Source organism: Nocardia transvalensis (assembly GCF_015477765.1).
Taxonomy (GTDB): Bacteria; Actinomycetota; Actinomycetes; order Mycobacteriales; family Mycobacteriaceae; genus Nocardia; species Nocardia transvalensis_A.
The window spans coordinates 347068-372493 of record NZ_JADLQQ010000005.1; the positions used below are offsets into that span (position 1 = coordinate 347068).

At 69.9% G+C, this 25426-nt stretch carries 22 protein-coding genes; 9 read left to right on the forward strand and 13 right to left on the reverse strand.

From position 1 onward, the window contains the following. Positions 1–64: 64 nt before the first annotated feature. The 10 genes from murD to IU452_RS16750 form a co-directional block, all read right to left on the reverse strand. A complete protein-coding gene (gene murD / locus IU452_RS16705; protein ID WP_195109980.1) occupies positions 65–1513 on the reverse strand; it encodes a UDP-N-acetylmuramoyl-L-alanine--D-glutamate ligase in 1449 nt (482 codons plus the stop codon). Between the two features lie 52 nt (positions 1514–1565). Then, a complete protein-coding gene (gene mraY / locus IU452_RS16710) occupies positions 1566–2642 on the reverse strand; it encodes a phospho-N-acetylmuramoyl-pentapeptide-transferase (RefSeq protein WP_195109981.1) in 1077 nt (358 codons plus the stop codon). Further along, complete coding sequence (locus IU452_RS16715; protein ID WP_195109982.1) at positions 2639–4279, reverse strand: UDP-N-acetylmuramoyl-tripeptide--D-alanyl-D-alanine ligase; 1641 nt, start codon at positions 4277–4279, stop codon at positions 2639–2641. The genes mraY and IU452_RS16715 overlap by 4 nt, the downstream gene beginning before the upstream one ends. Continuing rightward, positions 4276–5862: a UDP-N-acetylmuramoyl-L-alanyl-D-glutamate--2,6-diaminopimelate ligase gene (locus IU452_RS16720; protein WP_324192665.1), complete on the reverse strand. Its 1587-nt coding sequence runs from the start codon at positions 5860–5862 to the stop codon at positions 4276–4278. The genes IU452_RS16715 and IU452_RS16720 overlap by 4 nt, the downstream gene beginning before the upstream one ends. A 410-nt stretch (positions 5863–6272) precedes the next feature. Beyond that, positions 6273–8177, reverse strand: a complete 1905-nt coding sequence (locus IU452_RS16725) for a peptidoglycan D,D-transpeptidase FtsI family protein (RefSeq protein WP_195109983.1) — start codon at positions 8175–8177, stop codon at positions 6273–6275. Further along, positions 8174–9118 (reverse strand): hypothetical protein, encoded by a 945-nt coding sequence (locus IU452_RS16730; protein ID WP_195109984.1) that lies wholly within the window; start codon positions 9116–9118, stop codon positions 8174–8176. Before IU452_RS16730 ends, IU452_RS16725 begins: the two co-directional genes overlap by 4 nt. Then, on the reverse strand, positions 9115–10113 hold the full coding sequence (gene rsmH, locus IU452_RS16735) for a 16S rRNA (cytosine(1402)-N(4))-methyltransferase RsmH (RefSeq protein WP_416382335.1): 999 nt from the start codon (positions 10111–10113) through the stop codon (positions 9115–9117). The genes IU452_RS16730 and rsmH overlap by 4 nt, the downstream gene beginning before the upstream one ends. A 134-nt stretch (positions 10114–10247) precedes the next feature. Beyond that, positions 10248–10679 carry a division/cell wall cluster transcriptional repressor MraZ gene (gene mraZ / locus IU452_RS16740; RefSeq protein ID WP_195109986.1) on the reverse strand — a complete coding sequence of 144 codons (432 nt, stop codon included), beginning with the start codon at positions 10677–10679 and terminating at the stop codon, positions 10248–10250. Between the two features lie 437 nt (positions 10680–11116). Continuing rightward, the gene (locus tag IU452_RS16745; RefSeq protein ID WP_195109987.1) at positions 11117–11539 is read right to left on the reverse strand and encodes a DUF3040 domain-containing protein; all 423 of its coding nucleotides are present in this window, start codon (positions 11537–11539) and stop codon (positions 11117–11119) included. A gap of 125 nt (positions 11540–11664) precedes the next feature. After that, positions 11665–12105 (reverse strand): SAV_6107 family HEPN domain-containing protein, encoded by a 441-nt coding sequence (locus IU452_RS16750; protein WP_228817951.1) that lies wholly within the window; start codon positions 12103–12105, stop codon positions 11665–11667. Positions 12106–12287: 182 nt separating this feature from the next. On the opposite strand from IU452_RS16750, the gene IU452_RS16755 reads away from it, so the two are divergent. The 5 genes from IU452_RS16755 (at position 12288) to IU452_RS16775 (ending at position 17276) form a co-directional block, all read left to right on the forward strand. Next, on the forward strand, positions 12288–12914 hold the full coding sequence (locus IU452_RS16755; RefSeq protein WP_195110237.1) for a GNAT family N-acetyltransferase: 627 nt from the start codon (positions 12288–12290) through the stop codon (positions 12912–12914). Next, complete coding sequence (locus IU452_RS16760) at positions 12911–14482, forward strand: phytoene desaturase family protein (RefSeq protein WP_195109988.1); 1572 nt, start codon at positions 12911–12913, stop codon at positions 14480–14482. Before IU452_RS16755 ends, IU452_RS16760 begins: the two co-directional genes overlap by 4 nt. Next, positions 14479–15291 carry a carotenoid biosynthesis protein gene (locus tag IU452_RS16765; protein ID WP_195109989.1) on the forward strand — a complete coding sequence of 271 codons (813 nt, stop codon included), beginning with the start codon at positions 14479–14481 and terminating at the stop codon, positions 15289–15291. Before IU452_RS16760 ends, IU452_RS16765 begins: the two co-directional genes overlap by 4 nt. Before the next feature lie 93 nt (positions 15292–15384). Next, complete coding sequence (locus IU452_RS16770; RefSeq protein WP_416382330.1) at positions 15385–16023, forward strand: LppM family (lipo)protein; 639 nt, start codon at positions 15385–15387, stop codon at positions 16021–16023. A 62-nt stretch (positions 16024–16085) separates the two neighbouring features. Further along, positions 16086–17276 carry a glycosyltransferase gene (locus tag IU452_RS16775; protein WP_195109990.1) on the forward strand — a complete coding sequence of 397 codons (1191 nt, stop codon included), beginning with the start codon at positions 16086–16088 and terminating at the stop codon, positions 17274–17276. Between the two features lie 59 nt (positions 17277–17335). Here IU452_RS16775 and IU452_RS16780 read toward each other — a convergent pair whose 3' ends face one another. Both IU452_RS16780 and IU452_RS16785 read right to left on the reverse strand, forming a co-directional pair. Beyond that, the gene (locus IU452_RS16780; RefSeq protein WP_324192666.1) at positions 17336–17962 is read right to left on the reverse strand and encodes a hypothetical protein; all 627 of its coding nucleotides are present in this window, start codon (positions 17960–17962) and stop codon (positions 17336–17338) included. Positions 17963–18136: 174 nt separating this feature from the next. After that, positions 18137–19135: a methylenetetrahydrofolate reductase gene (locus tag IU452_RS16785; RefSeq protein ID WP_324192667.1), complete on the reverse strand. Its 999-nt coding sequence runs from the start codon at positions 19133–19135 to the stop codon at positions 18137–18139. Between the two features lie 157 nt (positions 19136–19292). On the opposite strand from IU452_RS16785, the gene IU452_RS16790 reads away from it, so the two are divergent. From IU452_RS16790 to IU452_RS16805, 4 genes are all read left to right on the forward strand, one after another. Beyond that, a complete protein-coding gene (locus tag IU452_RS16790; protein ID WP_416382331.1) occupies positions 19293–20405 on the forward strand; it encodes a polyprenyl synthetase family protein in 1113 nt (370 codons plus the stop codon). 37 nt (positions 20406–20442) lie between these two features. Beyond that, positions 20443–22035: a phytoene desaturase family protein gene (gene crtI, locus IU452_RS16795; protein ID WP_195110241.1), complete on the forward strand. Its 1593-nt coding sequence runs from the start codon at positions 20443–20445 to the stop codon at positions 22033–22035. 65 nt (positions 22036–22100) lie between these two features. Then, positions 22101–23723 (forward strand): alpha-(1->6)-mannopyranosyltransferase A, encoded by a 1623-nt coding sequence (locus IU452_RS16800; protein ID WP_195109992.1) that lies wholly within the window; start codon positions 22101–22103, stop codon positions 23721–23723. Next, positions 23720–24628 (forward strand): phytoene/squalene synthase family protein, encoded by a 909-nt coding sequence (locus IU452_RS16805; protein WP_195109993.1) that lies wholly within the window; start codon positions 23720–23722, stop codon positions 24626–24628. The genes IU452_RS16800 and IU452_RS16805 overlap by 4 nt, the downstream gene beginning before the upstream one ends. A 332-nt stretch (positions 24629–24960) precedes the next feature. On the opposite strand, the gene IU452_RS16810 is transcribed toward IU452_RS16805, so the two are convergent. Next, positions 24961–25329, reverse strand: a complete 369-nt coding sequence (locus tag IU452_RS16810) for an Rv2175c family DNA-binding protein (protein ID WP_324192668.1) — start codon at positions 25327–25329, stop codon at positions 24961–24963. Positions 25330–25426: the final 97 nt, after the last annotated feature.

A 25426-nucleotide genomic window follows, 5' to 3' on the forward strand; every position in this document is an offset into this window, starting at 1 on the left:
TCGCTAGCGCTCGGTGCCACCCTGACCGAAGGTCGCTGTGTCGATGGTTCGCTCGCAAGCTCGCTCACTGCGTGCTCCCGATATCTCCCTCGTCGAGCGCCTGCACCGCCGCGACGAAACTGCGTCCCCGGTGGGTGTAGTCGGCGAACATATCCAATGAGGCCGCGGACGGCGCCAGCAGCACCGTGTCACCGCGGCGGGCGTATCCGGCGGCGATGCGGACGGCGCGGGCCATCACCTCGTCCGCGCTGTCGACCTCGGACGTGAATTCCACACCCATCCCAGCATCGTCACCCGAACGGAGCTCGACGACCGGGACATCGGGCGCGTGTCGCGCCAATGCGGCGGCGAACACGGCGGCGTCCTGGCCCAACAGCACGGCCGCGACCAACCTGTCGGCGATCTCTTCGATGAGATCGTCGATGTGGGCGCCCTTGAGCTGACCGCCCGCGATCCAGACCACCTGCTGATGGGCCAGGATCGAGGTGCGCGTGGCATGCGGGTTGGTGGCCTTGGAGTCGTCGACGAATTCCACGCCCGCGAGCTCCCGCACGAAGGCCGCCCGATGCGGGCCCACCTTGTGCTCCTGCAGACCCTCCTTGACGAATTGCGGTGCCACGTCGATGGATCGGGTGAGCGCGGCCGCGGCCAGCGCATCGGCGATACCGGCCGGACCGGGCGGGCTGATATCGCCCGTCTCGGCCAGGATGGCGGCCTTGGTGAAGGCACGGTCGAGCAGTTTGCCGTCCACCACGCCCAGTTCGCCGTCGGCGGGCACACCCACCCGGAAGCCGACCGTGCGGCGCGCCTTGGACTTTCGTGCCAGCGCCGCGGCGACCGGATCGTCCAGGCCGACCACACCCACCCGGCCGGTCAGCGCGCGCGCCTTGGCCGCGGCATAGGCGTCCAGCCCGCCGTGCCAATCCAGGTGATCCTCGGCCACATTCAGCACCACGCCCGCCTCCGGACGCACCGACGGCGCCCAGTGCAGCTGGAACGACGACAGCTCCACGGCGAGGATCTGCGGACCCGGATTGCGCCGCAACGCATCCAGGATGGGCAGGCCGATATTGCCGCAGGCGACGCTGGCGATACCGGCCGCGCGCAGGATGGCGTGGGTCATCTGGGTGGTGGTGGTCTTGCCGTTGGTCCCGGTCACCACCAGCCATTTGCGGACCGGCCCGTACAGCCGGGCCTGATCCACCCACCAGGCGAATTCGACGTCGCCCCAGACCGGAATGCCCTCGGTGACGGCCGAGACCAGCACCGGCGAATCCGGGCGCCAGCCCGGGCTGGTGATGACCAGCGCGAAGCGGTCCAGGGCGCCGGGCTCGAGCAGCTCGTCGCCGGTGGCCGTGGTCAAGCCGAGCTCGGCGGCCTCGGCCATCGCCTTCTCACCGGCGTCGGTGACCACCGGTCGGGCGCCGATATCGCGCAACGGCTCGACCAGCGAGCGGCCCGACACCCCCCATCCGGCGACGAGAACGTCGCGGCCACGCAGAAATTCGAGCATGGGCCCTGGCGATCGCAGGGCCCGCGGAGTGTGTTCGACCATCGCTGCCTATTTACCCGACCTGAGAGAGGTATTCGCTGTAGAACAAGCCCAGTCCGACCGCCGAAGCGATGCCGGCCAGCAACCAGAACCGAATGATTACCGTAGTCTCGGCCCATTTGCTGAGTTCGAAGTGGTGGTGGAACGGCGCCATCTTGAACAACCGGTTGCGGGTGGTCCGGAACACCGCCACCTGCAGCACCACCGACGCGGCCTCGGCCACGAACAGCGCGCCGATCACGACCATCAGCAGTTCGGTGCGGGTGGTGATGGACAGGCCCGCGATCAGGCCGCCCAGCGCCAGCGAGCCGGTGTCGCCCATGAAGATCTTCGCCGGAGCCGCGTTCCACCACAGGAATCCGATGCAGGCGGCGGCGCCCGCGGCGCAGACCAGCGCCAGATCCAGCGGATCGCGCACGTTGTAGCAGCCGGCCTCGGCCTTGACCTCGCAGGCGTGGTAGTACTGCCAGAACGTGATGATCACGTAGGCGCCCAGCACCAGGCTCATCGATCCGGCGGCCAGGCCGTCGAGCCCGTCGGTCAGATTGACCGCATTGGACCAGGCGACCACGACCAGGCATACGAACGCCAGGAAGATCACCACACCCATCGAGACGGTGTTGATGTCGCGCACATAGGACAGGTGACGGCTGGCCGGGGTGCGGTCGCTCGCGCCGGGGAACTGCAATGCCAGCACGCCGAAGATCACCGCGGAGGCCAGCTGCCCGATGTATTTGCCCGCCGCGGTCAATCCGAGGTTGCGCTGTTTGCGGATCTTGATGAAGTCGTCGATGAAACCGACCGCGCCCAGCGCGGTGGCCAGGCCGAGCACCAGCATCGCCGACACGGTCGGGCCCTCGGCGCGATAGCCGATCCCGATCAAATGTGATCCCAGATACCCGGCCCACATGCCGATCAGGATCGCCACACCGCCCATGGTCGGCGTGCCGCGCTTGGCCTTGTGGCTCTCCGGGCCGTCGATGCGGATCTCCTGGCCGAACCCGCGGCGGGCGAACATGCGGATCAGCAGCGGCGTCAACAGAATCGACACCGCCAGCGCGATCGCCGCCGCGAACAGAATCTGTCTCATCCGGCCGCCTCCGTGTCCGCCTCCGCGCCCGCCGCGGGCACGGCGGACTCGGTCAGGTGTTGGGCGACGACCCACAGCCCGACGGCTTTCGACGCCTTGACCAACACCACGTCACCCGCCGCGATCTCGTTGTCCAGCAGTGCGATCGCGGCGTCGATATCGGGTACGAGCACCGATTCCTCGCCCCACGACCCTTCCATGACCGCGCCCTGATGCATGCCGCGGGACGGGCGTCCGGTGCCGACGACGACCAGCCGATCCACATCCAGCCGCACGGCCAGTCGGCCGATGCGGTCGTGCTCGACCACCGATTCCTCGCCCAGTTCGGCCATTTCGCCCAGCACCGCCCAGCTGCGGCGGGGTCGCTCACCGGCCTTGGACATGGTCACCAGGGCCTTGAGCGCGGCGCGCACGGAATCCGGATTGGCGTTGTAGGCGTCGTTGATCACGGTCACGCCATCGGCGCGGGTGCGCACGTCCATGCGATGGGCCGACGCGGCGGTCGCACCGGACAGGGCGCGCGCGACGGTATCGAGATCGGCACCGCATTCCAAGGCCACCGCGGCGGCGGCCAACGCGTTGCCGACGTGGTGCTCGCCATGCACGGCCAGCCGGATCTCGACGGTGGACCCCTTGGCGGACAGGGTGAATCGTGCGCGAGCGGCCTCGTCGAGGACGATGTCGGTGGCGCGCACGTCGGCGCCCTCGGCTCGGCCGACCGTCACCACCCGGGCCGCGGTGCGCGAGGCCATGGCGGCGACGTTGGAATCGTCGGCATTGAGCACCGCGACACCGTCGGCCGGAAGCGCCTCCACCAGTTCGCCCTTGGCCTGCGCGATCGCCTCGCGGCTGCCGAACTCGCCCAGGTGCGCGGTGCCGACATTGAGCACCACGCCGATCTTCGGCGGGGCGATCTCGGTGAGCGACTTGATATGTCCGTGCCCGCGCGCGGACAGCTCCAGCACGAGGAACCGTGTATCGGTGGTCGCGCGCAGGGCGGTCCAGGGATGACCGATCTCGTTGTTGAACGATCCCGGCGGGGCGACCACCGGGCCGAGCGGGGCCAGCACGCGCGCCAGCAGATCCTTGGTCGAGGTCTTGCCGGAGGACCCGGTGACACCGATGACCGTCAGGCCGTTCTCCGCGACCAGACGATCCACCACGGCCCGAGCCAGTTTCGCGAGCGCCGCCAGCACCGCCGCCCCCGAACCATCGGTGTCGTGGGCCAACGCGTAGGCAGTGCCCTGCCGCGAGCCCCCCCGTTCCCCGGAACCAGAGACCTCTCGTTCCCCGGCACCAGTAACCTCTCGTTCCCCGGCACCAGAAACCTCTCGTTCCCCGGCACCAGAAAATCCTCGTTCCCCGGCATGCTTTTCGCCGGGGAGAGGCTCGACCACGATCGCGGGCACGCCCACGGGCCGCGCGGCCAGCACCGCCACCGCACCGGCTTCCACCGCGGCGGCCGCGAAGTCGTGGCCGTCCACCCGCTCGCCCGGCAGGGCGAGGAACAGGCCGCCGGATCCGATTCGGCGCGAGTCGAATTCGACCGCGCCGGTCACCGTCACCGCAGGGTCGGGTACGTCGTGCAGCGTGCCGCCGACGACGTCCGCGATCTCCCGCAGGGTCATCTCGATCATGAAACCGTCAGGTCCTTCGTTTTCCGAGAGAGGGCCTCCGCCAGCACCTCGCGGTCGTCGAACGGATACTTCACACCCGCAATCTCCTGCCCCGTCTCGTGTCCCTTGCCCGCCACCAGGACCACGTCGCCGGGCTGGGCCCAGTCGACGGCGGCGGCGATGGCGGCGGCGCGGTCGCCGATCTCGGCGACCTCGCCGCGTTCGGACTCCGCGATTCCCAGCGCCCCGGACCGGATCGCGGACCGAATGGCCGCGGGGTCCTCGCTGCGCGGATTGTCGTCGGTGACGATCAGCAGATCGGCGCCGCGGGCCGCGGTCGCGCCCATCAGCGGCCGCTTACCGGAATCGCGATCACCGCCCGCGCCGACCACCACGGCCAGCCGCCCGCCGGATTGCTTCAGATACTCCCGCAGCGTCGCGATGACCGATTCGATGGCCGCGGGCTTGTGCGCATAATCCACCACGGCCAGGAAGTCCTGTCCGCGATCGACTCGCTGCATCCGGCCCGGCACGTCCACCTGCGCCAGCGCCGCGGCCGCCACCGCCGGGTCGACACCGGCCACCGCGCACACCGCGACGGCCAGCAGCCCGTTGGCGATGTTGTAGCGGCCCGGGAGACGCAGCCGGACATCGACTTCCATGTCGGGACCGGTCGCGGTGAATTCCTGTCCGCCACCCGGTACGGACCCGGCGGCGGTGACCGACCAGTCCGGCGTCGCCTCGTCGGTGGGGCTGGGCGTGGTCGCGACCGTCACCACTGTCGTGCGGCCGCCCACCTCGCGGGCCAGGCGCCGCCCCCACGCGTCGTCGACGCAAACGACAGAGGTGCGGGCCGCGACCGGCGACTCCGGTTCGAACAGCCGCCGCTTGGCCGCGAAGTAGTCCTCGAAATCGGCGTGGAAATCCAGATGATCCTGAGACAGGTTGGTGAAGGCACCCACCGCGAAGCGCACCCCGTCGACGCGGCCCAGCGCCAGCGCGTGACTGGACACCTCCATCACCACCGCCTGCACACCCTGCTCGACCATCAGCGCGAACATCGCGTGCAGCTGCGGCGCCTCGGGGGTGGTCAGCGCGCTGGGCACCCGCTGCCCGCCGATGCGGGTCTCGATGGTGCCGATCAGGGCCGTGGACAATCCGGCCGCGGCCAGACCCGCCTCGATCAGATAGGAGGTGGTGGTCTTGCCGGAGGTGCCGGTGATGCCGATCACCTGCAGCCGCTGCGACGGATCACCGTAGATCGCCGCCGATACCTCGCCGAGCACCGCGCGCGGGGCGTCGTGCACCAGGACCGGGACGTCGATGGCTCCGATCAGCTCGGCCCCGGCCGGATCGGTGAGCACGGCGACCGCGCCCCGCTCGACGGCGTCGTGGGCGAAACGGGCACCGTGCGCCCGGGCCCCGGCCAATCCGGCGAACAGGTCACCCCGTTGCACGGCATGCGAGCGCTGCTCGATCCCGGTGACGACGACGTCGCTGTCGTCACCGCTCGGGCGCAGGCCCGTGCGCTCGACGAGCGTCCGCAGCGGTGTGGCCGGCGGTGCGGCCGGACGCAGCACCTGCGGGCTGGGCTGCACGGGCACGGAGCTCCTCTCGGTCTATACGGTTTCGTCGGCAATCCGGCGTGGCTGGACTCGGATCGACGAGTCAGGTTACCGACGATGTGTCACGCCCGGGCAACGCGGCTCGTATTCTGCCTGTCCTACCGGACGGTTCGGCACCCAGCGCGCCGGTCCGCGCCGGACTTCTCACCGGATGTCGAAAGCTCCGGAGCGGGGCGCCTCCCGGCCGGTTCACCCGTGCGAGCGCACGGCCGGTAACCGAATCTCGATGAATACGCGACGAGGGGGCGCTTTCCCCGAGCCATTCGGCGGAAAGGCCCCTCCGGCAGTAGTCGGATCGAACGATGGCAGACCACTCCGAAATCCCGGTCGATGGTACGACGTCGTCCTCGATTTCCCGAGCAGGCCCGAAGCCTATCATTGTGCCGCTCTCAATCTACTTGCAGCACCAAACGTTTCGACGGTGGGGACGGCGGAATGCGGTCCCGCTGCAGCGCCCAGGACGCAATATTGTGGAACAGCGGGGCGGCAGTCGGGGCGCCGCCGCCGTCACTGGCGCGAATCGGCTCGTCCATCATGAGGCCGACGACATAGCGCGGATTGTCCGCCGGTGCGATACCCGCGAATGTGATGTAGTAGCTGTCGTTGGAATAGCACTTGCATTTCTGGTCGATTTTCTGCGCCGTTCCTGTTTTCCCCGCGATCTGGTAACCGTCGACGGCCGCCGAGGGGCCGGTGCCCTGCTGCGCGGCGTTGCGATCCCGCTGTGTGACGGCCTGGAACATGCTCTGCAGGGTTTTGGCGGTCTGCGGGCTCACGACCCGCACCCCCTCCGGGGCGGGCTCCTGGCTGCGGGAGCCGTCCGGGGCGACCGTGTCCTTGATGATGCGGGGCGGGATTCGCACACCGTCGTTCGCGATCGCCTGATACATGCCGGTCATCTGCAACAGGGTCATCGAAAGGCCCTGACCGATCGGGAGGTTGGCGAAGGTCGAGCCCGACCACTGGTCCCGCGGCGGCACCACACCGGCGCTCTCGCCCGGCAATCCGACGCCCGTGCGCTGCCCCAGCCCGAAACGCTTCAGCATGTCGGCATAGCGGTCCTCGCCGACTCGCTGGGCGAGCATCAGCGTCCCCACATTCGACGAGTGGCCGAAGATGCCGGTGGTGGTGAAGGGCACAACTCCGTGCGCCCATGCATCACTCACGTCCACCCCGCCCATATGGATACTGCCCGGGACCTGCAGCACCTCCTCGGGATGTGTCAGGCCGTATTCGATCGCCGCGGACGCCGTCACGATCTTGTTGACCGAACCGGGTTCGAACACATCGGTGACCGACGGGTTGCCCATCTGGTTCGGGTTCCAATGCCGCGGCGGGAGATCCGGATTGAAGGTGTTGTCGTTGGCCATGGCCAGCACCTGGGCGGTGTGGGCGTCGAGGACGACGGCCGTCACGCTCTGGGCGCCGGAGGTCTCCTTGGCCTGCTGCACCTGCTGCTGGACGTAGTACTGCAGATCCGAGTCCAGGGTCAGCTCGACCTGGGAGCCGTTCACGGCGGGCTGCCTGTCGCGTTCGCTTCCGGGGATCACGGCGCCGTCGGAGCCCTTGTCGTAGGTGTGCGAACCGTCGGTGCCGGCCAGCACCGAATCCATCGTCGCTTCCAGCCCGAGCTGTCCGTGGCCGTCCCAACCGGTAGCGCCGATCACGTTGGCGGCCAACGAGCCACCGGGATGGGGGCGCGACGGCTCGTCGTCCTCACCCACCTCCGGGAACTGCTCCCGGATCTGGCTCACCACGCGGGGGTCGACTCGGTGCGCCAGATAGGTGAATTGGTCGTCGCTGCGCAGCTTGGCGAGCAGCTCAGCCTCCGAGGGTGCGCCCTCGCCGAGTTTCTCGTGAACGGTCTTGGCGATCGCCTTCAGCCGCTCGTCCGGATCGGGGGCCTTGTCACTCTTGGCGCGTGCCTCGGCCAACTGTTTACGGACCGCGACCGGCTGGAAGTGCAGGTTCTTGGTCGGTATCGAGAAGGCCAGCGGTTTGCCGTTGCGATCGGTGATAGCCCCGCGGATGGCGTGATCGGTCACGTGCACGGTGCGCTGATTGGCGGCCTCGGCCGACAGGGTCGGCGCGGAAACCGTTTGCACCCAGAGCAATTGGACCGCCACCACCAGCAACGCCACCAGCATGACGATGCGCCCCATCCCGAACCGCAGCCGGAACGAGCCGTCGAGCGCGGTCCCCGTCCGAGGTCTGGCAGGCGGGCGCCGCCGCGGCGCCGCCTTCCGCGCAGTTTGACGACCACGCTGGGAGGTGCCGGACCTACCCGACCTCATCGGCCGCCCCCAACCGACGCACCCGGCGCAGGGGCGGGTACCTCAGGTGCGGTGGCAGTTCCCGCGATGGAGGTATCGGCGTCCGGAGCGGGAGCGGCGGCAGGCTGTGCACCCGGGACGGAAGCGGCGGCCTGGCCGGGCGCAGTGCCCGGGGTCGCGGGATCGGCACCCGGCGCGGGCTGCGCAGCCGGGGCTGGAGCGGCTTGGGCGGGGGCGGCTCCGGGGGTGGCGGCTTGGCCCGGTGCGGGCGGGGTGGCCGGGTTCTGGGCCGGTTGGCCCGCGGCGGCCTGGGTGGCCGGATTTTGGGGTTGGCCCGGGGGTTGGGGCTTGGGGGTGACCGGGACCAGGCGTTCGCCCTGGGCCTGAACCAGTTTCGGGGGTGGGGCGGCCGGGGAGGCCGGGGAGGTGTTCAGGGGTGGGGGCGGAGCGCCCTCAGCGGGGGTTTCCTTGCCGATGACCGTGACCGAGCCGTCGGGGGCGATGATCAGGCGGGCCGGGTCCTTGGCCGGGATCATGCCCAGTTCGCGGGCGCGGTCGGCCAGGGCCGGGGCCGAGTCGGCGGCCTCCACTTCGCGCTGCAGGGCCGCGCGCTCGTCGAGCAGGGCGCGGTTGATGCGGCGTGCGTCGCCCAGTTGGTAACTGTCTTCGGCGGCGCGCGTGGTCAACAGCAGGGTCAGCGCCAGGCCGCAGCCCAGCAGCGCCATGATTCCGGCGACGAACGGCAGCCGGCCCGCCATGGCCGAGGCGGCGCGGCCCGGCAGCGGGGCACGGCCGTCACCGGTCTGGGTGCGGTTGCGTCGGCGGGCATAGGCACGTTGCGCCGCACCGGATTTCACACGCTCCGCGGACTCGGCACGCCGCGGCGTGTCTCGCCGCGCCGGCTGCTTCGCAGACCGCCGCGTCGCCCGATCCGGTGCGTCGACCCGGGTACGCACACTCATGCTCTCGCCTCCCCTACCACCTGAATCCGTTCCGCCGCCCGCATGCGCACCGGCGCGGCGCGGGGGTTCTCGGCGATCTCGTCCTCCGACGCCTTCTCCGCACCGCGGGTCAGCAGCCGGAATTCCGGCCCCATGCCCGGCAGTTCGACCGGCAGGTCGACCGGTGTCCGGGACGCGGACCGCTGCGCGAACAGCTGTTTGACCAGCTTGTCCTCCAACGACTGATAGGACATGACGACGATGCGGCCACCCACCTCCAGCGCATCCAGCGCCGCGGGCAGCGCGGCCTCGAGCGATTCCAGTTCGCGGTTGACCTCGATGCGCAGCGCCTGGAAGGTGCGCTTGGCGGGATGCCCGCCGGTGCGCCGGGTGGCGGCGGGGATCGCGTCGTAGAGCAGCTCCACCAATTCGCCGCTGGTGGTGAAGGGGCGGCGCTGGCGGCGCTTGACGATCTCGCTCGCGATGCGCCCGGCGAAGCGTTCCTCGCCGTAGGTCTTCAGAATTCGGGCCAGCTCGCCGTGGCTGTAGGTGTTGAGCACATCGGCCGCGGTCGGCCCGCCGGTGGAGTCCATGCGCATATCCAGCGGTGCGTCGACCGAATACGCGAATCCGCGGTCGGCCTCGTCGAGCTGCATCGAGGACACGCCCAGATCCATCAGAATCGCGCGGACCGAATTCCTCGCGGGCAGCCCGGCCTCGTGCAACGCCTGGGGAATGCCATCGTATCGAGTGTGCACCAGGGTGATTCGGTCCTGGAACGGCCGCAGCCGTGCACCGGCCAGCCTCAGTGCCTCGGTGTCGCGGTCCAGCCCCACCAACCGAATGGCCGGGTAGGTGCGCAGGAAGTGTTCGGCGTGTCCGCCCAGGCCGAGCGTGGCGTCGATGAGGACGCCGCCGGAACTCAGTGCCGGACCGAGGATTTCGTCGGCGCGGCGGAGTAGAACCGGAACATGGCGGGGGCCGGGGTCTTCATGGTTCACCTCGACCTCCCGGATCCTGGGCGATTGGACTCTCACGTCGGATGGCCAATGCCCCGTGGTCTCTGACCGAGCGACGGCACCTGGCGTTGGGGAAGTACGTCAGGGTCCGGCGTCGGGCAGAGGCCGCAGGGCACTCGCCTCGCTCGGGGCTAGAAGATTCCGCCCAGCGACTCGTCTCTGGCCAGCGAGTAATCCTCCTCGTGTTCGGCGAGGTAGGACTCCCACGCCTGCTTGTCCCATATCTCGAGGAAGTCGACCGAGCCGATCACCACGCAGTCCTTCGACAGGTTCGCGTAGCGCCGGTGTTCGGCCGACAACATGATCCGGCCCTGTGCGTCCGGACGTTGCTCATCCGTGGAGGCCGCCAGGGCGCGGACGAAAGCCCTTGCCTGCGGGTTGTTTCGCGAAGCCGCGGCGGCTCGCCGCGCGAGCGCGGTGAATTCCTCCTTGGGATACACGGCAAGGCTGTGGTCCTGCCCCTTCGTGACCATCAACCCTCCCGCCAGTTCGTCGCGAAACTTCGCAGGCAACGTCAGTCGCCCTTTGTCGTCCAGCCGGGGCGTGTAGGTACCGAGAAACACCGTCTCGACACCTCCCGCTCGATCACCCCGTCTGGTCGGCCTCCTTCAGTGCGCGCTCCACATTACCCCACTTTCCCCCACTTTCAATCGAATCCCACGGTGATCTCGATCCCCGCGTGGCGGATTTCCCAGGTCACACCAGCTATCACCCAGGTGGGGAGATTTCCCCGAGTTCCCCCGACACGCGCAGGCGACACGGCGGATCATCCGACAACTATCAGCAAACCCGCAGATCGCGGCCGCTCACCGCGGCCGGTGGGGCACTGTGGGGACGTCACGTGGGGAGATGTGGGGTGTTTCGGGGATATCGGTGGGGAGTGCCGTGAACCCCCCGGAGGACTCGGACAGAACAAAACGACACGCCGCGCAATGCACGGCGTGTCGCGTAGATCTCTGTTGTCGTGTCGGTCCCGGCGTTCGAACCCGAGTCGGCGCCGCTAACCGCCCTCCTCGAACCGGCGCCTGAACCGGTCCTCCATCCGGGCGGAGAAGCCGCCCGATTTGCGCTGCTTACCGCGCCCGCCGCCGCCCCCGCTCGGGCCCGGCTGCGGCTCACCACCGCGGCGACCGGCGCCCGGTGCCGCCGAACTGCCCACCAGCAACAGCACGCCCGCACCGAACATCACGATGAAACCGAGCAGGCTGATGATCGGGAATCCGCCCGGCTTCACCGGCAGCGCGATACCCGCAATGAGAAGAACAAGGCCGAGGACGAACAGAGCGGCCGCTTGAAGTCTGCGTCTGCCGCTGGCCGAACGTAGTCGCCCGCCGCGGACGGTCGAGGCGAACTTGGGGTCCTCAGCATAGAGCGCGCTCTCGATCTGTTCGAGCATGCGCTGCTCGTGCTCGGAGAGTGGCACGGTACCTCCCCCGGCACTAGGTCGTGGTGGTCGCCTCCGGGTAGACGACTAGTAGCCGACCTTGGCGGCTACCTGCCACCAATGATACGAGTTCGATCAGCGTGCTACCACCTACTCCACGATGTTCAGGCCGTGCCGTCGGCAACCCACCCCGCAATCGGCCTCAGCCGGGCGTTGGCGCTGATCAGATCTTCCACGTCGTGCAGGAATGCTCCTACACGGGAAGCGAACTCGTCGGCCCTGCGCACATCGATCGGGCGGTCGAGCCCGGCCTCGAGGGCCGCGCGTGTCTCGGAGAAGGAGCTGAAATAATCGGACCACATCACGAATTCGGGCGCGGCCTGCTGCATCAGCACCCAGGCGTTGCGCGAACGTGCCCGCGGCGCGCGATCGGCCCCTGTGAGCGCCAGCACAGCCCCCGCGCCGCGCAGCGCCGCCAGGTACGCGGTGCGAAAACGCTCGCGCGGGTCGGGTTCGGCACCCGCCTGCAGCAGCAGGCCGTCGGCGCGGTCCAGCAAATTTCCCGCCCGCCCGGAACGCCCCGGATGGTCCATCCGACCAGCCATCGCTGTACCTCCACCCCTCGCATACCCCGGCCCACCGGTGCATCGCCGACCGCACGGACCGAACAGGTATTCGAATGTCGTTCGAGTGTGAATATAGAGAGGACCACCGACAACTTTCCGCGCCCGCGCTCACGTTCCTCGAGCCGGACGCCCGCGTCGAACGAGAGCCGCGCCGCCGAGACATGACCGCCGTCAGATCCCATCACGCTCCCGCCCCCGTCGTCGTCGACCTCTCGGCCGCGGCCCTGCGCGCCCGACTGCACGACGCCCTGTCGGTCTACGTCGCGGCCATGGACTATCCGCGCGGCACCGAACACCATCGCGCGCCGATGTGGACCGAGCACACCACCCGGCCCGGCTGGCAGGCCGTGGCCGCGGTGCTGCCCGAGGACAGCGGCTACTTCGATCTGCGCACCGCACCGCTGGTGGCGATCGCCTACGGCTATCACGGCGCCCCGCATCAGTGGTGGCATCAGCAGGTGCACAGCGGGATGCGCCGGTCGGGCTGGCCGGAGCACGCGGCCCGGGACCTGCTGGCGGACTATTTCGAGCTGACCGAGTTGCATGTGCACCCCAGCGCGCAGGGCCGCGGGATCGGCGAGACGCTGCTGGTGCGGCTGTTGCGCAATCGCCCCGAGCAGACGGCGCTGCTGTCCACCCCGGAGGTGGATCAGGAGGACAACCGGGCCTGGCGGCTGTATCGGCGGCAGGGATTCACCGATGTGGTGCGGCATTTCGTCTTCTCCGGCGACACCCGCCGCTTCGCGGTGCTGGGTCGGCCGCTGCCGCTGGAAGCGCCGCGGCAGTGACGGTCCTGATCGTCGGTTCCGGCCACAATGCGCTGGTCGCCGCCTGTTATCTGGCGCGCGCCGGTCATTCCGTGGAGGTGCTCGAGCGCGACGAGGTGCTGGGCGGGGCGGTCTCGACGGTGCCGCGCTTCCCCGGCCATCTGGTCGATCGCGGCTCGTCGGCGCACATCATGATCCGGCACACCGGTATCGTCGAGGAACTCGAGCTCGAGCGGTTCGGGCTGCGCTATATCGACTGCGATCCCTGGGCTTTCGCGCCCGCCCCGCCCGGGAGCGATCTCGCACCCCTCGTCTTCCACCGGGATCTCGACCGCACCTGCGCCTCGATCGCCGCCGCCTGCGGCGCCCGCGACGCCGACGCGTATCGGCGGTTCGTGCGCGTGTGGGGTCCGCGCACCCAGCGGGTGATGCGATCCTTCTCCGGGCCGCCGCGACCCGGGCGGCTGGTTCGCTCGTTCTGGGGGCTGGACGCCCGCGACGGCGGCAGCGCGCTCTCGCGAGAGTTTCTGCAGTCCGGGGATGCGCTGCTGGACAGCTACTTCGACAGCGAACGGCTCAAGGCGGCCCTGGCCTGGTTCGGCGCCCAGTCCGGGCCGCCGATGTCGGAGCCGGGCACCGCACCGATGGTGGGTTTCGCCGCGCTGATGCACACCCTGCCGCCGGGCCGGGCGGTGGGCGGAAGTGGCGCGCTGACAACGGCTCTGATGGCTCGGCTGCGCGCCGACGGCGGCGTGGTGACGGCCGGTGACGCGGTCACCGAGCTGCGGCGCGAGGGCGACGGCTGGCGGGTCCGGACGGCGGCGGGGCGGAATCTGTCCGCGCGCACGGTCATTGCCGGAACCCACATCCTGACCACGCTGGATCTGTTGCAGCGCGGCGGTTTCGACCCCACCGTGCTCGGCGGTTGGCGACGCCGCATCCGGGTCGGGCCCGGTATCGGCATGGTGGTGCGCGCGGCCACCTCCGCGCTGCCCCGGTATCCCGGGGCCACGGCCGACGAATCCGCCCGCGGGCTGCAACTTCTCGTCTCGGACCGGCGGCAGCTGCGTGCCGCGCACGGCGCCGCGCTCGCGGGAGAGCTGCCGCCGCGGCCGGCGGTGCTGGCCATGAGTTTCAGTGCACTGGATCCATCGATCGCCCCGGCCGGGGAGCATCAGCTGTCGCTGTGGGCGCAGTGGCATCCGTACCGGCTCGCCGACGGCAGCGACTGGAGTGACCATGCCGACCGGGAGGGCGACCGCATCATCGCCGAGGTCGACGCCGTCGCACCGGGATTCGCCGCATCGGTACGGCAGCGGTTCGTGCAGACGCCCGCCGATCTGGAGCGGGAGCTCGGGCTGCTCGGCGGCAATGTGATGCACGTGGAGATGTCGCTCGACCAGATGTTTCTGTGGCGGCCGCTGCCCGAGCTGTCCGGGCAGCGGGTTCCGGGCGCGCCCGGGCTGTATCTGACGGGAGCCTCCACCCATCCCGGCGGCGGAGTGTCCGGGGCCAGCGGCCGCACGGCGGCGCAGCTGGCACTGCGGGAACTGCGTGGACCCCGGCTGCCGCTGTTCGGACGGCGATGAAAAGCCGCTGGCTGCCGGTGCTTCCGGCGGTCGCGTGGGTGCTGGCCCAGATCGCCTATCCGCTCACCGGCGGTGCGGCGCGCGACCGGGTCACGGTCGTGGTCGTGCTGCTGTCGGCGGCGACGGCGCTGGCGCACGCCTGGGTGAGCCGCGGGCCGCGGTTCGCCGCCGGATTCCTGCTGATCGTCTCGGGCCTGGGACTGACGGCCGAAATCATCGGCACCGCATACGGATTCCCGTTCGGTTGTTATCACTACGCACACGGCAGGCTGGGACCGGAGCTGGCGACTGTGCCGCTGCTGGTTCCGCTGGCCTGGACCGGTGGAATGTATCCGGTGTGGGTGGTGGCCCGGCGGGTGTACCACCATGCGTCCCTGCGCATTCCGATGACGGCGCTGGGGGCGGTCGGGTGGGATCTGTTCCTGGATCCGCAGATGGTCGCCGACGGTCAGTGGACGTGGTGCTCCGCAGCGCCGGGACTGCCCGGCCTGCCGCAGATTCCCTACACCAACTATCTGGGCTGGTTCGCCGTCGCAGTGATCATGGCCGCGCTGCTGGAACTGCTCACCCGCGGCGCCGCGCCCAGGGATCCTTCGCTCGCGGTGCCGATCGCCGTATTCCTGTGGACGTGGCTCGGCTCCACCCTCGCCCATGCGGTCTTCCTGCACCTGCCCAGTTCGGCGGTCTACGGAGGGATCGGCATGGGCATTCTCGCAATGGCGTTGGCGGTGAGATCCCGCCACGGCGGTCCGTGCGGTGGCGCGCGCCGTCGCATGCCGCTGCGGTCGGCGTGTCATGGCACGATGTGAGCCGTGCAGCCGAGTCCGACGATATCGACATCCGACTTCACGAGCGCGCCATCGCCGCGCCGTAGCCGCCATCGTGGCTGGTCCATAGCGTTGTTGGCCGCGTTGCTGCTGCCGCTGCTGGCCGGGTGCCTGCGCGTGCAGGTGTCGATGGGCGTGTCGTCGAACGACCGGGTGTCCGGACGCATCGTCGCGGCGGCGGTGCCGGCCAACGACAAGGACAAGGGCCCGCAACTGAAGGCGCCGGAGACGCTGGCCGCCAACGTGCGCGTCGAGCCCTATTCGCAGGACGGCTACGTGGGCAGCCAGGTGTACTTCGACGATCTCACCTTCGGCGAGATACAGCAGCTCGGTGCGCTGTCGGATCAGACTCAGGGCATGTTCGATCTGCAGTTCACCCGCACCGGCGATCTGGTCACCCTCAAGGGCCGAGTCGATCTGAAGACCTTGCCGCCGCAGGGCTCGGATGTGCAGTTCAGCATTGCCTTTCCGGCCCGGGTGGCCACCACCAACGGCACCCGCGAGGGTGATTCGATCGTGTCGTGGAAGCTGCCTGCCGGCGATGTGAGCAACTTGCGTGCCGAGGTCAGCTACGCCGATCCCAATACCCGCTCGTTCGCCGGGTGGGCGGGCATCGTCGGTGGTATCACCCTGGCGGTCGCCGCCCTGGTCGCGGTGCTGGCCTACGTCAACCGCAACCCCAGCCCGCCCTGGGTGACCCGGCACGACGCCTGACCCCTACGCGCCGTCGTTCGGGGGGCGACAGCGCGAACCGGGTGTGGAAGGCTGGAGTTCGGATGAACAGGACTGCTGAGCTAACCACGCGGGGACTGGTCGCCGCGGGCGGCGTCGTCGCCGTGGCGGGATGCGCGCTGGCGGCGGCGAACCGGCTCACGGTGCGCCAGCTCGGTCCCGTGGCCACCACGGTCATCGAACCGGTGACGGTCTGCGTGCCCGCCCGGGACGAGGCCGATCGGCTACCGGAGCTGATCGCCGATCTGCGTGCCCAGCGCGGAGTGTCGCGGATGCGGGTGCTGATCCTCGACGACCGATCCGACGACGAGACCTACCAGGCCGCGGTGGCGGCAGTGGAGGGTGACGAGCGGTTCACCGTGGCCACCACCGATACCGACCCGCCGCCGGGCTGGACCGGCAAGACCGCCGCCTGCGCTCGGCTCGCCGAGATCGCCGGTGTCACGGCCGATTCCGAGGACTCCCCCGCCGGAGTACTGATCTTCCTCGACGCCGACGTGCGGCTGGGGCCGGGCGCGATCGCGGCGGCGGTCGGCGAATTGCGCAGGGCCGGTGCGGGGTCGGTGTCGCCGTGGCCGTATCAGCAGGCCGGGTCGCCGGCCGAGGCGCTGGTGCAGCCGTTGCTGTGCTGGTCGTGGGCCAGCACGCTGCCGGTGCGGGTGGCCAACCACAGCCTGCGGCCCTCGACCGCCGTGTCCTGCGGGCAGTTCCTGGTATTCGATACCGCCGCCTACCACGCCGTGGGCGGCCATGCCGCGGTGGCCGGGGACGTCACCGAGGATCTGGCACTGGGGCGCACGCTGCGCCGGGCCGGGTACCGCACCGTGCTGATCGCGGCCGGACGGGTCGCGCACACGCGGATGTACCGGGGCGCAGGCGATCTCGACGCCGGGTACACCCGCTGGCTGTGGTCGGCCTACGGCTCGGCGGCGGGCAGCACCGCCGTCGGCGCGGCGGCGGCCCTCGCCTACTGGATTCCGCCGCTGGCCGCACTTTTCGGCCGCGGCACCACCCGCCGCACCGGCCTGCTCGGGTACACCGCCGCCGTCACCGGCCGCCTGCTCGCCCGCTCGCTGGAATCCGGCGGCGCGCCCGCCCCCGCGGATGTCCTTGCCGCCCTTGCCCACCCGCTGTCCATCGCCGCCTACCTCCGCTTGTCGGCCCGCTCCCACCGCCTGCACCGCGCGGGCGAGCTGACCTGGAAGGGCCGCCCCCTCACCGCCCGCGCGGGCTGATCCCGGCCAAAAGCATGCCGGGATGGCGGTGGGCAGCATGCCGGGATGGCGGTGGGGCCTCAAGGGACGCTGACGATTCCTACGGTGGGGAGGAAGAAGCAGGTTTTCAGGCCGTTGCGGACGGTGCCGAAGATGGCGGCGAGGACGGTGCCCGAGCCGGTGTTCACCGGAGCCATCCGGACGCCACCGAAGGGGAGGACGGAGAACAGCAGGGTGCGCACGAGGTGTTCGGCCAGCGGGCGCATCGCGGGGGGCACCTGCGGTGGGACCATGACGCTCACCAGTTTCGACAGCGGGCCCATCGGGGCGAGACCGCCTTGGCCGGTCGTGGTGTTGAGCCAGGCCACGTGCATGCCGGAGGTGTCCGGACCGTCCGGCCACAGGCCGAAGGGCACGAAGGCGAACAACGTGTGCCCGGCCTGCACTTCCGCCAGCTCGAGGCCCGGAATCACCAGCGTGCGCTTCGGCCAGGGTCCCGGCAGTGCGCCTGCCATCGCCGGGGCCATGCCCAGCTGGGTGAAGTCCGAGCAGAACGGGGATACCGACGGCCAGAGGAATGGCATCACACCCAACCGCTGCAAACCCTCGAGAGCGCTCTCGTAGGCCGCCAGATCGGCTTCCGGCGCGAGCTGTGCGGCCTGTCCGGCTCGGGCGATCACCGCGGCCGGTGCCGGCTCGGCGGCCACCGAAACGCCAGAAAATACGCAGATCAGAGCGGTCGATGCGGCGACAGCCACGGATAGCCGAGCGGACACACGGGACACGGAATTCTCCTGTCGGACAATCTCCCTCGTCACGGACGACGTGACGGTACCCCGGGTTCGGGCAAATGGACCGCTATCTTCGTGCGAAACGCCGGATCAGGCGCTGATCGGTGCGGCGGTGACCGTATAGCCGAGGTTGGTCAGCACCTCGCTGGTGGCCTTGGCGAAGTTGAGGGTGATGAAGTGCAGGCACGGTGCGCCCTCGTCGATCAGGCGCTGGCCGATCTCGGTGGCGATCTCGATGCCGACCGCGCGCACGGCGTCGCGGTTGGCTTCCGGATCGTTGCCCGCGGCCTTCTCCAGCCGCTCCATCAACCGCGCCGGGAGGGGACGCCCGGACAATTCCTCGGCCCGCGCGACGGTGCGCAGCGAGGTGATCGGCATCAGCTCCGGAATGATCGGTTTGGCGCCCTCGATCGGATCGCAGGCGATCACCCGGTCACGCAGCCGCAGATAGTCCTCCACGTCGAAGAACATCTGGGTGATCGAATATTCCGCGCCCGCACGCAGTTTCGCGCACAGGTAGCGGGTGTCGTGGTCCAGGTCCGGGGAGCGGTGATGGCCCTGCGGGAACGAGGCCACCCCGACGTGGAAGTCGCCGAGCCCGCGCACCATGCGCACCAATTCCTCGGCGTACTCCAGGCCCTCGGGATGTTTGCGCCACTCCCCCAGCGGGTCGCCCGGCGGGTCGCCGCGCAACACCAGCAGATTGCGGATGCCGGAGTCGGCGTAGGTGCCCATGATCGAGCGCAGTTCGGCGACGCTGTGACCGACCGCGGTGAGATGGGCCACGGTCAGCAGGGTGGTCTCGCGCGCCAGCTGCCCGGTCACCCGGGCGGTCCGATCGCGGGTGGAGCCGCCCGCGCCGTAGGTCATCGACACGAAGGCCGGATGCATGCGCTCGAATTCGCGTGCGGCCCGCCACAACCGTGCCTCGGCGGCCGCGTCGCGCGGCGGGTTGAACTCCGCCGAGAAGGGGATTTTCCCGTCGGGGCGCTTTCGCAGCGCGTCCACGACGGACGGAGTTCCGGAAACCTGCGGCGTCCGGGTGGGTCGGCCTGGGGTCGAACGTCCCCGTACGTTGTCAGAACTCACCGGTTCAGTGTAATTGGCGGCTTCGGTGACCTTCCCGGGCTCCATCCCGTACGCCCGGTCGGAGGTGGGCGTGTCGGCCGGGGTGTCGGGGACGCAGTATCGTTCCCACCGGGTGTGATCGCACCCGAATGCATCGAGTCACCTTCGGGAGGTTCTGTTGTCCGCTGGACCGGATACTCCGACACGTCCGGCCTCCACGGACACCGCGGCGCTGGTCGCTGCCGTGCAGGACGCTCTCACCGGATTCTTCGCCACCCGTCGCGACCTCGTCGCCGAACTGGGCCCGGTCTTCGTGAGCGCGGCCGAGGCGCTGCAGGATTTCGTGCTGCGCGGCGGGAAGCGCACCCGCCCGGCCTTCGCCTGGACCGGCTGGCTGGGCGCGGGCGGCGACCCGGCCGGTCCGGACGCCCCGGCCGTGCTGCAGGCCTGCGCGGCGCTCGAGCTGGTGCAGGCGTGTGCCCTGATTCACGACGACATCATCGACTCCTCCCGCACCCGCCGCGGCTTCCCGACCGTCCACGTGGATTTCGAACGCCGTCACCGGGAGCGCGACTGGGGCGGCGACCCGGGGCATTTCGGGATCAGCGTGGCGATTCTGATCGGTGATCTCGCCCTGGCCTGGGCCGACGACATGGTTGCCGCGGCGGGTCTGGCCCCGGCCGCCCATGCCCGGTTCGCGCCGGTGTGGGCCGCGATGCGGACCGAGGTGCTGGGCGGGCAGCTGCTGGACATCCACGGCGAGGCCGGTGCCGACGATTCGGTCGAGGCGGCGCTGCGGATCAACCGGTACAAGACCGCCGCCTACACCATCGAGCGGCCACTGCACCTGGGCGCCGCGCTCGCCGATGCCGATCCCGGCCTGATCGCGGCCTACCGCGAGTTCGGCACCGATATCGGCATCGCCTTCCAGCTGCGCGACGATCTGCTCGGCGTCTTCGGCGATCCAGCGGTCACCGGCAAGCCCTCCGGCGACGACCTGCGCGAGGGTAAGCGCACCGTCCTGGTCGCCGAGGCGCTGCGCCGCGCCGACGGCACCGACCCGACCGCGGCGAAACTGCTGCGCACCTCTCTCGGCACCGACCTGAGCCCGGACGAGGTCACCCGCCTGCGCGCGGTCATCACCGAACTCGGCGCGGTCGACGACGTCGAGCGCCGCATCACCGACCTCACCGACCGCGGCCTGTCCGCCCTCGACTCCAGCTCCGCCACCCCCGAGGCCAAACAGCGCCTGCGCACCATGGCCTCGGCCGCAACCAAACGCGTCGCATGATCCGCGTTCTTCGTCGCCGGGGTGGACTGGGGTGGCTGTGAAAACCGTTGCAGGACCGACCGATCGGGTTGTAGTGGTCGGGGCGGGGCTGGCCGGATTGTCGGCCGCGTTGCATCTGGTGGGGGCGGGGCGGGCGGTCACGGTGCTGGAGCGGGCCGATCATCCCGGGGGCAGGGTCGGTGTGTATCGCGGACCGGATTACGAGATCGATTCCGGGGCTACGGTTCTCACGTTGCCCGGACTCATCGATGAGGTGCTGGGGGCGGTCGGTACCGACGCTCGGGCGTGTGGGCTGCGCATTCACCGGCTCGCGCCCGCCTATCGGGCGCGCTTCGCCGACGGTTCGACGATCGCGGTATTCGACGATCCGGACGAGATGGCCGCCGAGGTGGCACGCACCTGCGGGCCCGCGGAGGTGCGGCGTTATCGGAGGCTGCGGCAGTGGCTGGCCGGTATCTACGGCGCGGCCTACGAGCAGTTCATGGACACCAACTTCGACTCGCCGCTGGACATGATCCGCTATCCGGACAAGCGCGCGGCCCTGGCCGAGTTGGTGCGGCTGGGCGCCTTCGGGCGGCTCGGGCCCCAGGTGGGCCGGATCCTGCACGATCGGCGCCTGGCCCGGCTGTTCACCTTCCAGGCCCTCTACGCCGGAATGGGACCCGCGCAGGCGCTGGCCGTCTACGGCGCGATCCCCCACATGGACACCTCGCTGGGCGTGTACTTCCCCGAAGGCGGGATGCGCGCGATCACCGCCGCACTCGCCCGTGCGTTCACCGCCGCCGGAGGCCGACTGGAATTGGGCACCGAGGTGACCGGCATCGACTACGCCGACGGCCGGGCCCGCCGGGTCCGCAGCGCCGACGGCCGCGACTTCGACTGCGACGCCGTGATCCTCACCGCCGACCTGGGGTCACTGCACCGGTTCGGCATCCGGCCCCGCCGCTTGCGGGCCGCGCCGTCGGCCGTCGTCGCGCACGGCACGATCCCCGCCGACATCGCCGCCGGATGGCCGGTTCAGGCCCACCACACCATCGACTTCGGCGCCGCCTGGGACCGCACCTTCGCCGAGATCGCCCCCCTACGCGGGTGGGGGCTCAGCAGCACGAAGGGTCGTCTCATGAGCGATCCGTCGCTGCTGCTGACCCGTCCCGCCCTCACCGACCCCGGACTGTTCATCGACCGGGCCGACGGCCGGCACGAACCCCTATCGCTGCTGGCCCCCTGTCCGAATCTCGATGCGGCCCCGCTGGATTGGGACCGGCTGGGCCCGGCCTATCTGCGCGAGCTGCTGACCGTGCTGGAGCGGCGCGGCTATCACGGCATCGGCGAACACTTCGCCGTCGACCATCTCGACACGCCCCAGACCTGGCACGACCAGGGCATGCTCGCGGGCACCCCGTTCTCGGCGGCCCACCTGTTCCGCCAGACCGGGCCGTTCCGCACCCGCAATCTGCCGCGCACCGCCGCCAACGTGGTCCTGGCCGGATGCGGCACCACACCGGGCGTCGGCGTGCCGACCACGCTGCTGTCCGGAAGGCTCGCCGCCGAGCGTCTCACCGGTGAGCTACGACATACCGAAAGGCTCTCCGGGCCAACCGACGCAGTAATGTCTCCGACGAACTACTAAACTGGCCCGCGACCTATTCATCGCGGTCTCGACCGCACCGACTTTCCGGGGGGAAACGACGACCTATGCCGACCCCCGAGCCGGATACCGCCACCGCGGCGACCACCGTGGCCGCTGAGCCCACGCCGCTGCCCGCCGCGGCGGTATCCCACAACCTGCGTTGGCGGACACGCCTGTCCGCCGACTTCTTCCGTAGCCCCGAGGGCCATGCCGCGCTGCTCGGCTTCTGGGGCGCGCTCATGATCACCTTCGGCGGTCTGGGCGCGGGCGCGACGCGTCGCAACGATCCGTTGCTCGAACAGGCGCACCTGTCGTGGCTGCGTTTCGGCCACGGCTACGCGCTGGCGTCGATCGTGGTCTGGGTCGGCGTGCTGGCGATGATCGTGGCGTGGGTCCGCTTGGGGCGCATCACGATCGGCACTGGCCCCTACGCCGGGACCAGCACGGTCACGCTCAACGAACTGCGCGCGATCGTCGGCATCTGGATCTTCCCGCTGCTGTTCGCGGTGCCGATGTTCAGCAAGGACGTCTACTCCTACCTGGCCCAGGGCACGCTGCTGCGCAACGGGTTGGACCCGTACCGGGTCAGCCCCGTGCAGGGCCTGCAGCCGGGCAACGTGCTGCTGGACAACGTGAGCTCGGTCTGGACCGACACCACGGCCCCCTACGGCCCCATCTTCCTGCTGCTCGGCCGGGCCATCACCATGGTGACCGGCGACAATGTGGTGGCGGGCACGATCGCGATGCGCCTGGTGATGCTGCCGGGGCTGGCGTTGATGATGTGGGCCATCCCGCATCTGACCAAACATCTCGGTGGCAAGCCCACGGTCGCGCTGTGGCTGGCGGTGCTCAACCCGCTGGTGCTGATCCATCTGATCGGCGGCGTGCACAACGAGATGCTGATGGTGGGCCTGATGGCCGCGGGTATCGCGCTGGTGCTCGAGCATCGGCACGTGGCGGGCATCGTGGTGGTCGCGATCGGCGTGGCGATCAAGGCGACCGCGGGTGTGGCACTGCCGTTCCTGGTGTGGATCTGGATGATTCACGAGCGCGAACGCCGCGCGGCGGAGAACAAGGGGCCGATGCCGCATCCGGTTCGGACGTTCGTGAAGATCGGCGGTCTGGGACTGTCGGTGTTCGCGGTGGTGTTCGCGGCGGCCTCGGTGACCGCCGGGGTCGGGATCGGCTGGCTCACCGCGCTGTCGGGATCGAAGAAGATCATCAACTGGCTGTCGTTGCCGACCGTGCTGGCGTACGTGGTGGATTGGGTGACGCCGCTGCGGTTCGACGTCATCCTGAATGAGGGCACCCGCCTGCTGTGCGCGGTCGCGCTGGTGGCGATCCTGGCGTGGACGTGGTGGCGGTTCAAGCACAGCGAGCGGGAGGCCGTGTTCGGCATCCTGATCGCCTTCGTCGCGATCGTGATCCTGTCCCCCGCCGCGCTGCCCTGGTACTACTCGTGGCCGCTGGCGCTGGCGGCCGGGTTCGCGCTGTCGACGCCGACGCTGATGGTGCTGGTGGGGCTGTGTACCTGGCTCATGCTGGTGTTCCAGCCGGACGGGTCCATCGGGCTGTACAACTTCGGGCATGTCGCGGCGGCCACCTTCGCCGCCGTCGTGGCGGCGCTGTCGCTGCGCACCGTGGATCCGTTGCGGTTGCGCGCGGGCACGGGCAAGACGAAGGAATGACGCGCGATTCCGGCGGTGAGCTAGCGGCCTATCGGCACTGCAGGACGGTCGCCGCCGCCCACGGGCGCACGTACTTCCTGGCCACCAGGCTGCTGTCGGCGGACCGCCGCCCGGCCGTGCACGCGCTCTACGCCTTCGCCCGCACCGTCGACGACATCGTCGACTGCGGCGCGCCCGATGCCGCCGGACAGCTGGATCGCCTCGAGAAGCGGCTGCGCGAACGACTCGACGGCCCGAATCCACCCGATCCGGCCGACTCGGTGCTGTTCGCGGTGGCCGACACCATCACCCGGTATCGCATTGCCCCCGAACATTTCTGGGTGTTCCTGGACGCCATGCGGATGGATATCCCGGGCACGCCGCTGTTCCGCAACCGCTATCCGACGATGACCGATCTGCGCGCCTATATGCGCGGTTCGGCCGCCGCCATCGGCCTGCAGCTGTTGCCGGTCCTGGGGACGGTGGTGCCGGTCGCCGAGGCCGAGCCCGCGGCCGCCGCCCTGGGCGAGGCATTCCAGCTGACCAATTTCCTGCGCGACGTCGGCGAGGACCTGGACCGCGGTCGGGTGTATCTCCCCGCCCAGGAACTGGCCGCCTTCGGCGTCGACGACGAACTCCTGGCCCACTGCCGCCGCACCGCCCACACCGACCCGCGCATGCGCCGCGCCCTGACCCATCTGATCGCGATCAATCGCGACCTGTACCGCACCGCCACCTCCGGCATCGATCTCCTACAGCCGCGGGTACGCCCGGCCATCCGCACCGCCGCGGTGCTGTACGCCGAAATCCTCAGCGAGATCGAACGATCGGACTACGCAGTATTCAACCGCCGCGCCATCGTCCCAACCCACCGCCGCTTATACGTCGCCGCAAGACAATTCGCGTTGGCAGCCCACCGGGCATGAGGGATGCGTGGACGATCCCCGGGCGCCGGAAGAAGGACGCCTTGGCGGCTCGGAAGGTGAATGGCCTATCCGGCGGCCGCGCTGACTCGCGTTGGGAGATCCTCGCCTCCCCCGCCCAGGGCCGGGGAGGCGAGGAATGCGGACAACCCGATGCTGGGGAAGGTATGCGGGTCCCTGAGCGGCCATCTCCAGCCCGAGCGGCCACTTGCCGTCCGGGCGGTCATCGGCCGTCCCGGGCAATCACTTACCGTCCCCGGGCAATCACTTACCGTCCCCGGGCAATCACTTACCGTCCCCGGGCAGTCACTTACCTCCCCGAGCGGAGCGAGGGGTCAGAACGGCTCGGCCGCGGCGCGGCGGACTACCTCTCTGGCCAGGGGGCCGTGGATGGCGTCTACGGGGCGGCCGGGGAGGCTTTCGTCCTCGGTGTAGATCCACTCGAGGATTTCCTCGTCGGTGTATTTTGCGTCACGCATCACGGTGATCAGGCCGGGCAGGGGCTTGACTACGGCACCGGTGGAGTCGAAGAAATCCTTCGGCACACCGGCGACACCGTCCCGGCGAACCGCGATGAGCTGATGGTCGCGCAGCATCTGATGCACCCTGGTCACCGCGATGCCGAGCTGCTCGGCCACGTCCGGTAGTGGGATCAGGGTCACCGACTCCGGAAGGACATCGTCGCTGCATGGAAATGCACTCACGCGAACAACGGTAGACCGTCCCGTCCCGCCCGGGGTGAGACACCCGGCCCGTTTCCGCCTATACCATCGGGTGAGCCGCCACGGGGGCGGCATCCGC

Excerpts from the sequence above, each read along its gene's own strand:
- IU452_RS16775 (WP_195109990.1), top strand. The coding sequence starts at position 16,086 with ATGAACAGGACTGCTGAGCTAACCACGCGGGGACTGGTCGCCGCGGGC.
- IU452_RS16730 (WP_195109984.1), bottom strand. The coding sequence starts at position 9,118 with ATGAGTGTGCGTACCCGGGTCGACGCACCGGATCGGGCGACGCGGCGG.
- IU452_RS16755 (WP_195110237.1), top strand. The coding sequence starts at position 12,288 with ATGACCGCCGTCAGATCCCATCACGCTCCCGCCCCCGTCGTCGTCGAC.
- mraY (WP_195109981.1), bottom strand. The coding sequence starts at position 2,642 with ATGAGACAGATTCTGTTCGCGGCGGCGATCGCGCTGGCGGTGTCGATT.
- IU452_RS16805 (WP_195109993.1), top strand. The coding sequence starts at position 23,720 with ATGACGCGCGATTCCGGCGGTGAGCTAGCGGCCTATCGGCACTGCAGG.
- IU452_RS16750 (WP_228817951.1), bottom strand. The coding sequence starts at position 12,105 with ATGGCTGGTCGGATGGACCATCCGGGGCGTTCCGGGCGGGCGGGAAAT.
- IU452_RS16725 (WP_195109983.1), bottom strand. The coding sequence starts at position 8,177 with ATGAGGTCGGGTAGGTCCGGCACCTCCCAGCGTGGTCGTCAAACTGCG.
- IU452_RS16765 (WP_195109989.1), top strand. The coding sequence starts at position 14,479 with ATGAAAAGCCGCTGGCTGCCGGTGCTTCCGGCGGTCGCGTGGGTGCTG.
- IU452_RS16715 (WP_195109982.1), bottom strand. The coding sequence starts at position 4,279 with ATGATCGAGATGACCCTGCGGGAGATCGCGGACGTCGTCGGCGGCACG.
- murD (WP_195109980.1), bottom strand. The coding sequence starts at position 1,513 with ATGCTCGAATTTCTGCGTGGCCGCGACGTTCTCGTCGCCGGATGGGGG.
- IU452_RS16800 (WP_195109992.1), top strand. The coding sequence starts at position 22,101 with ATGCCGACCCCCGAGCCGGATACCGCCACCGCGGCGACCACCGTGGCC.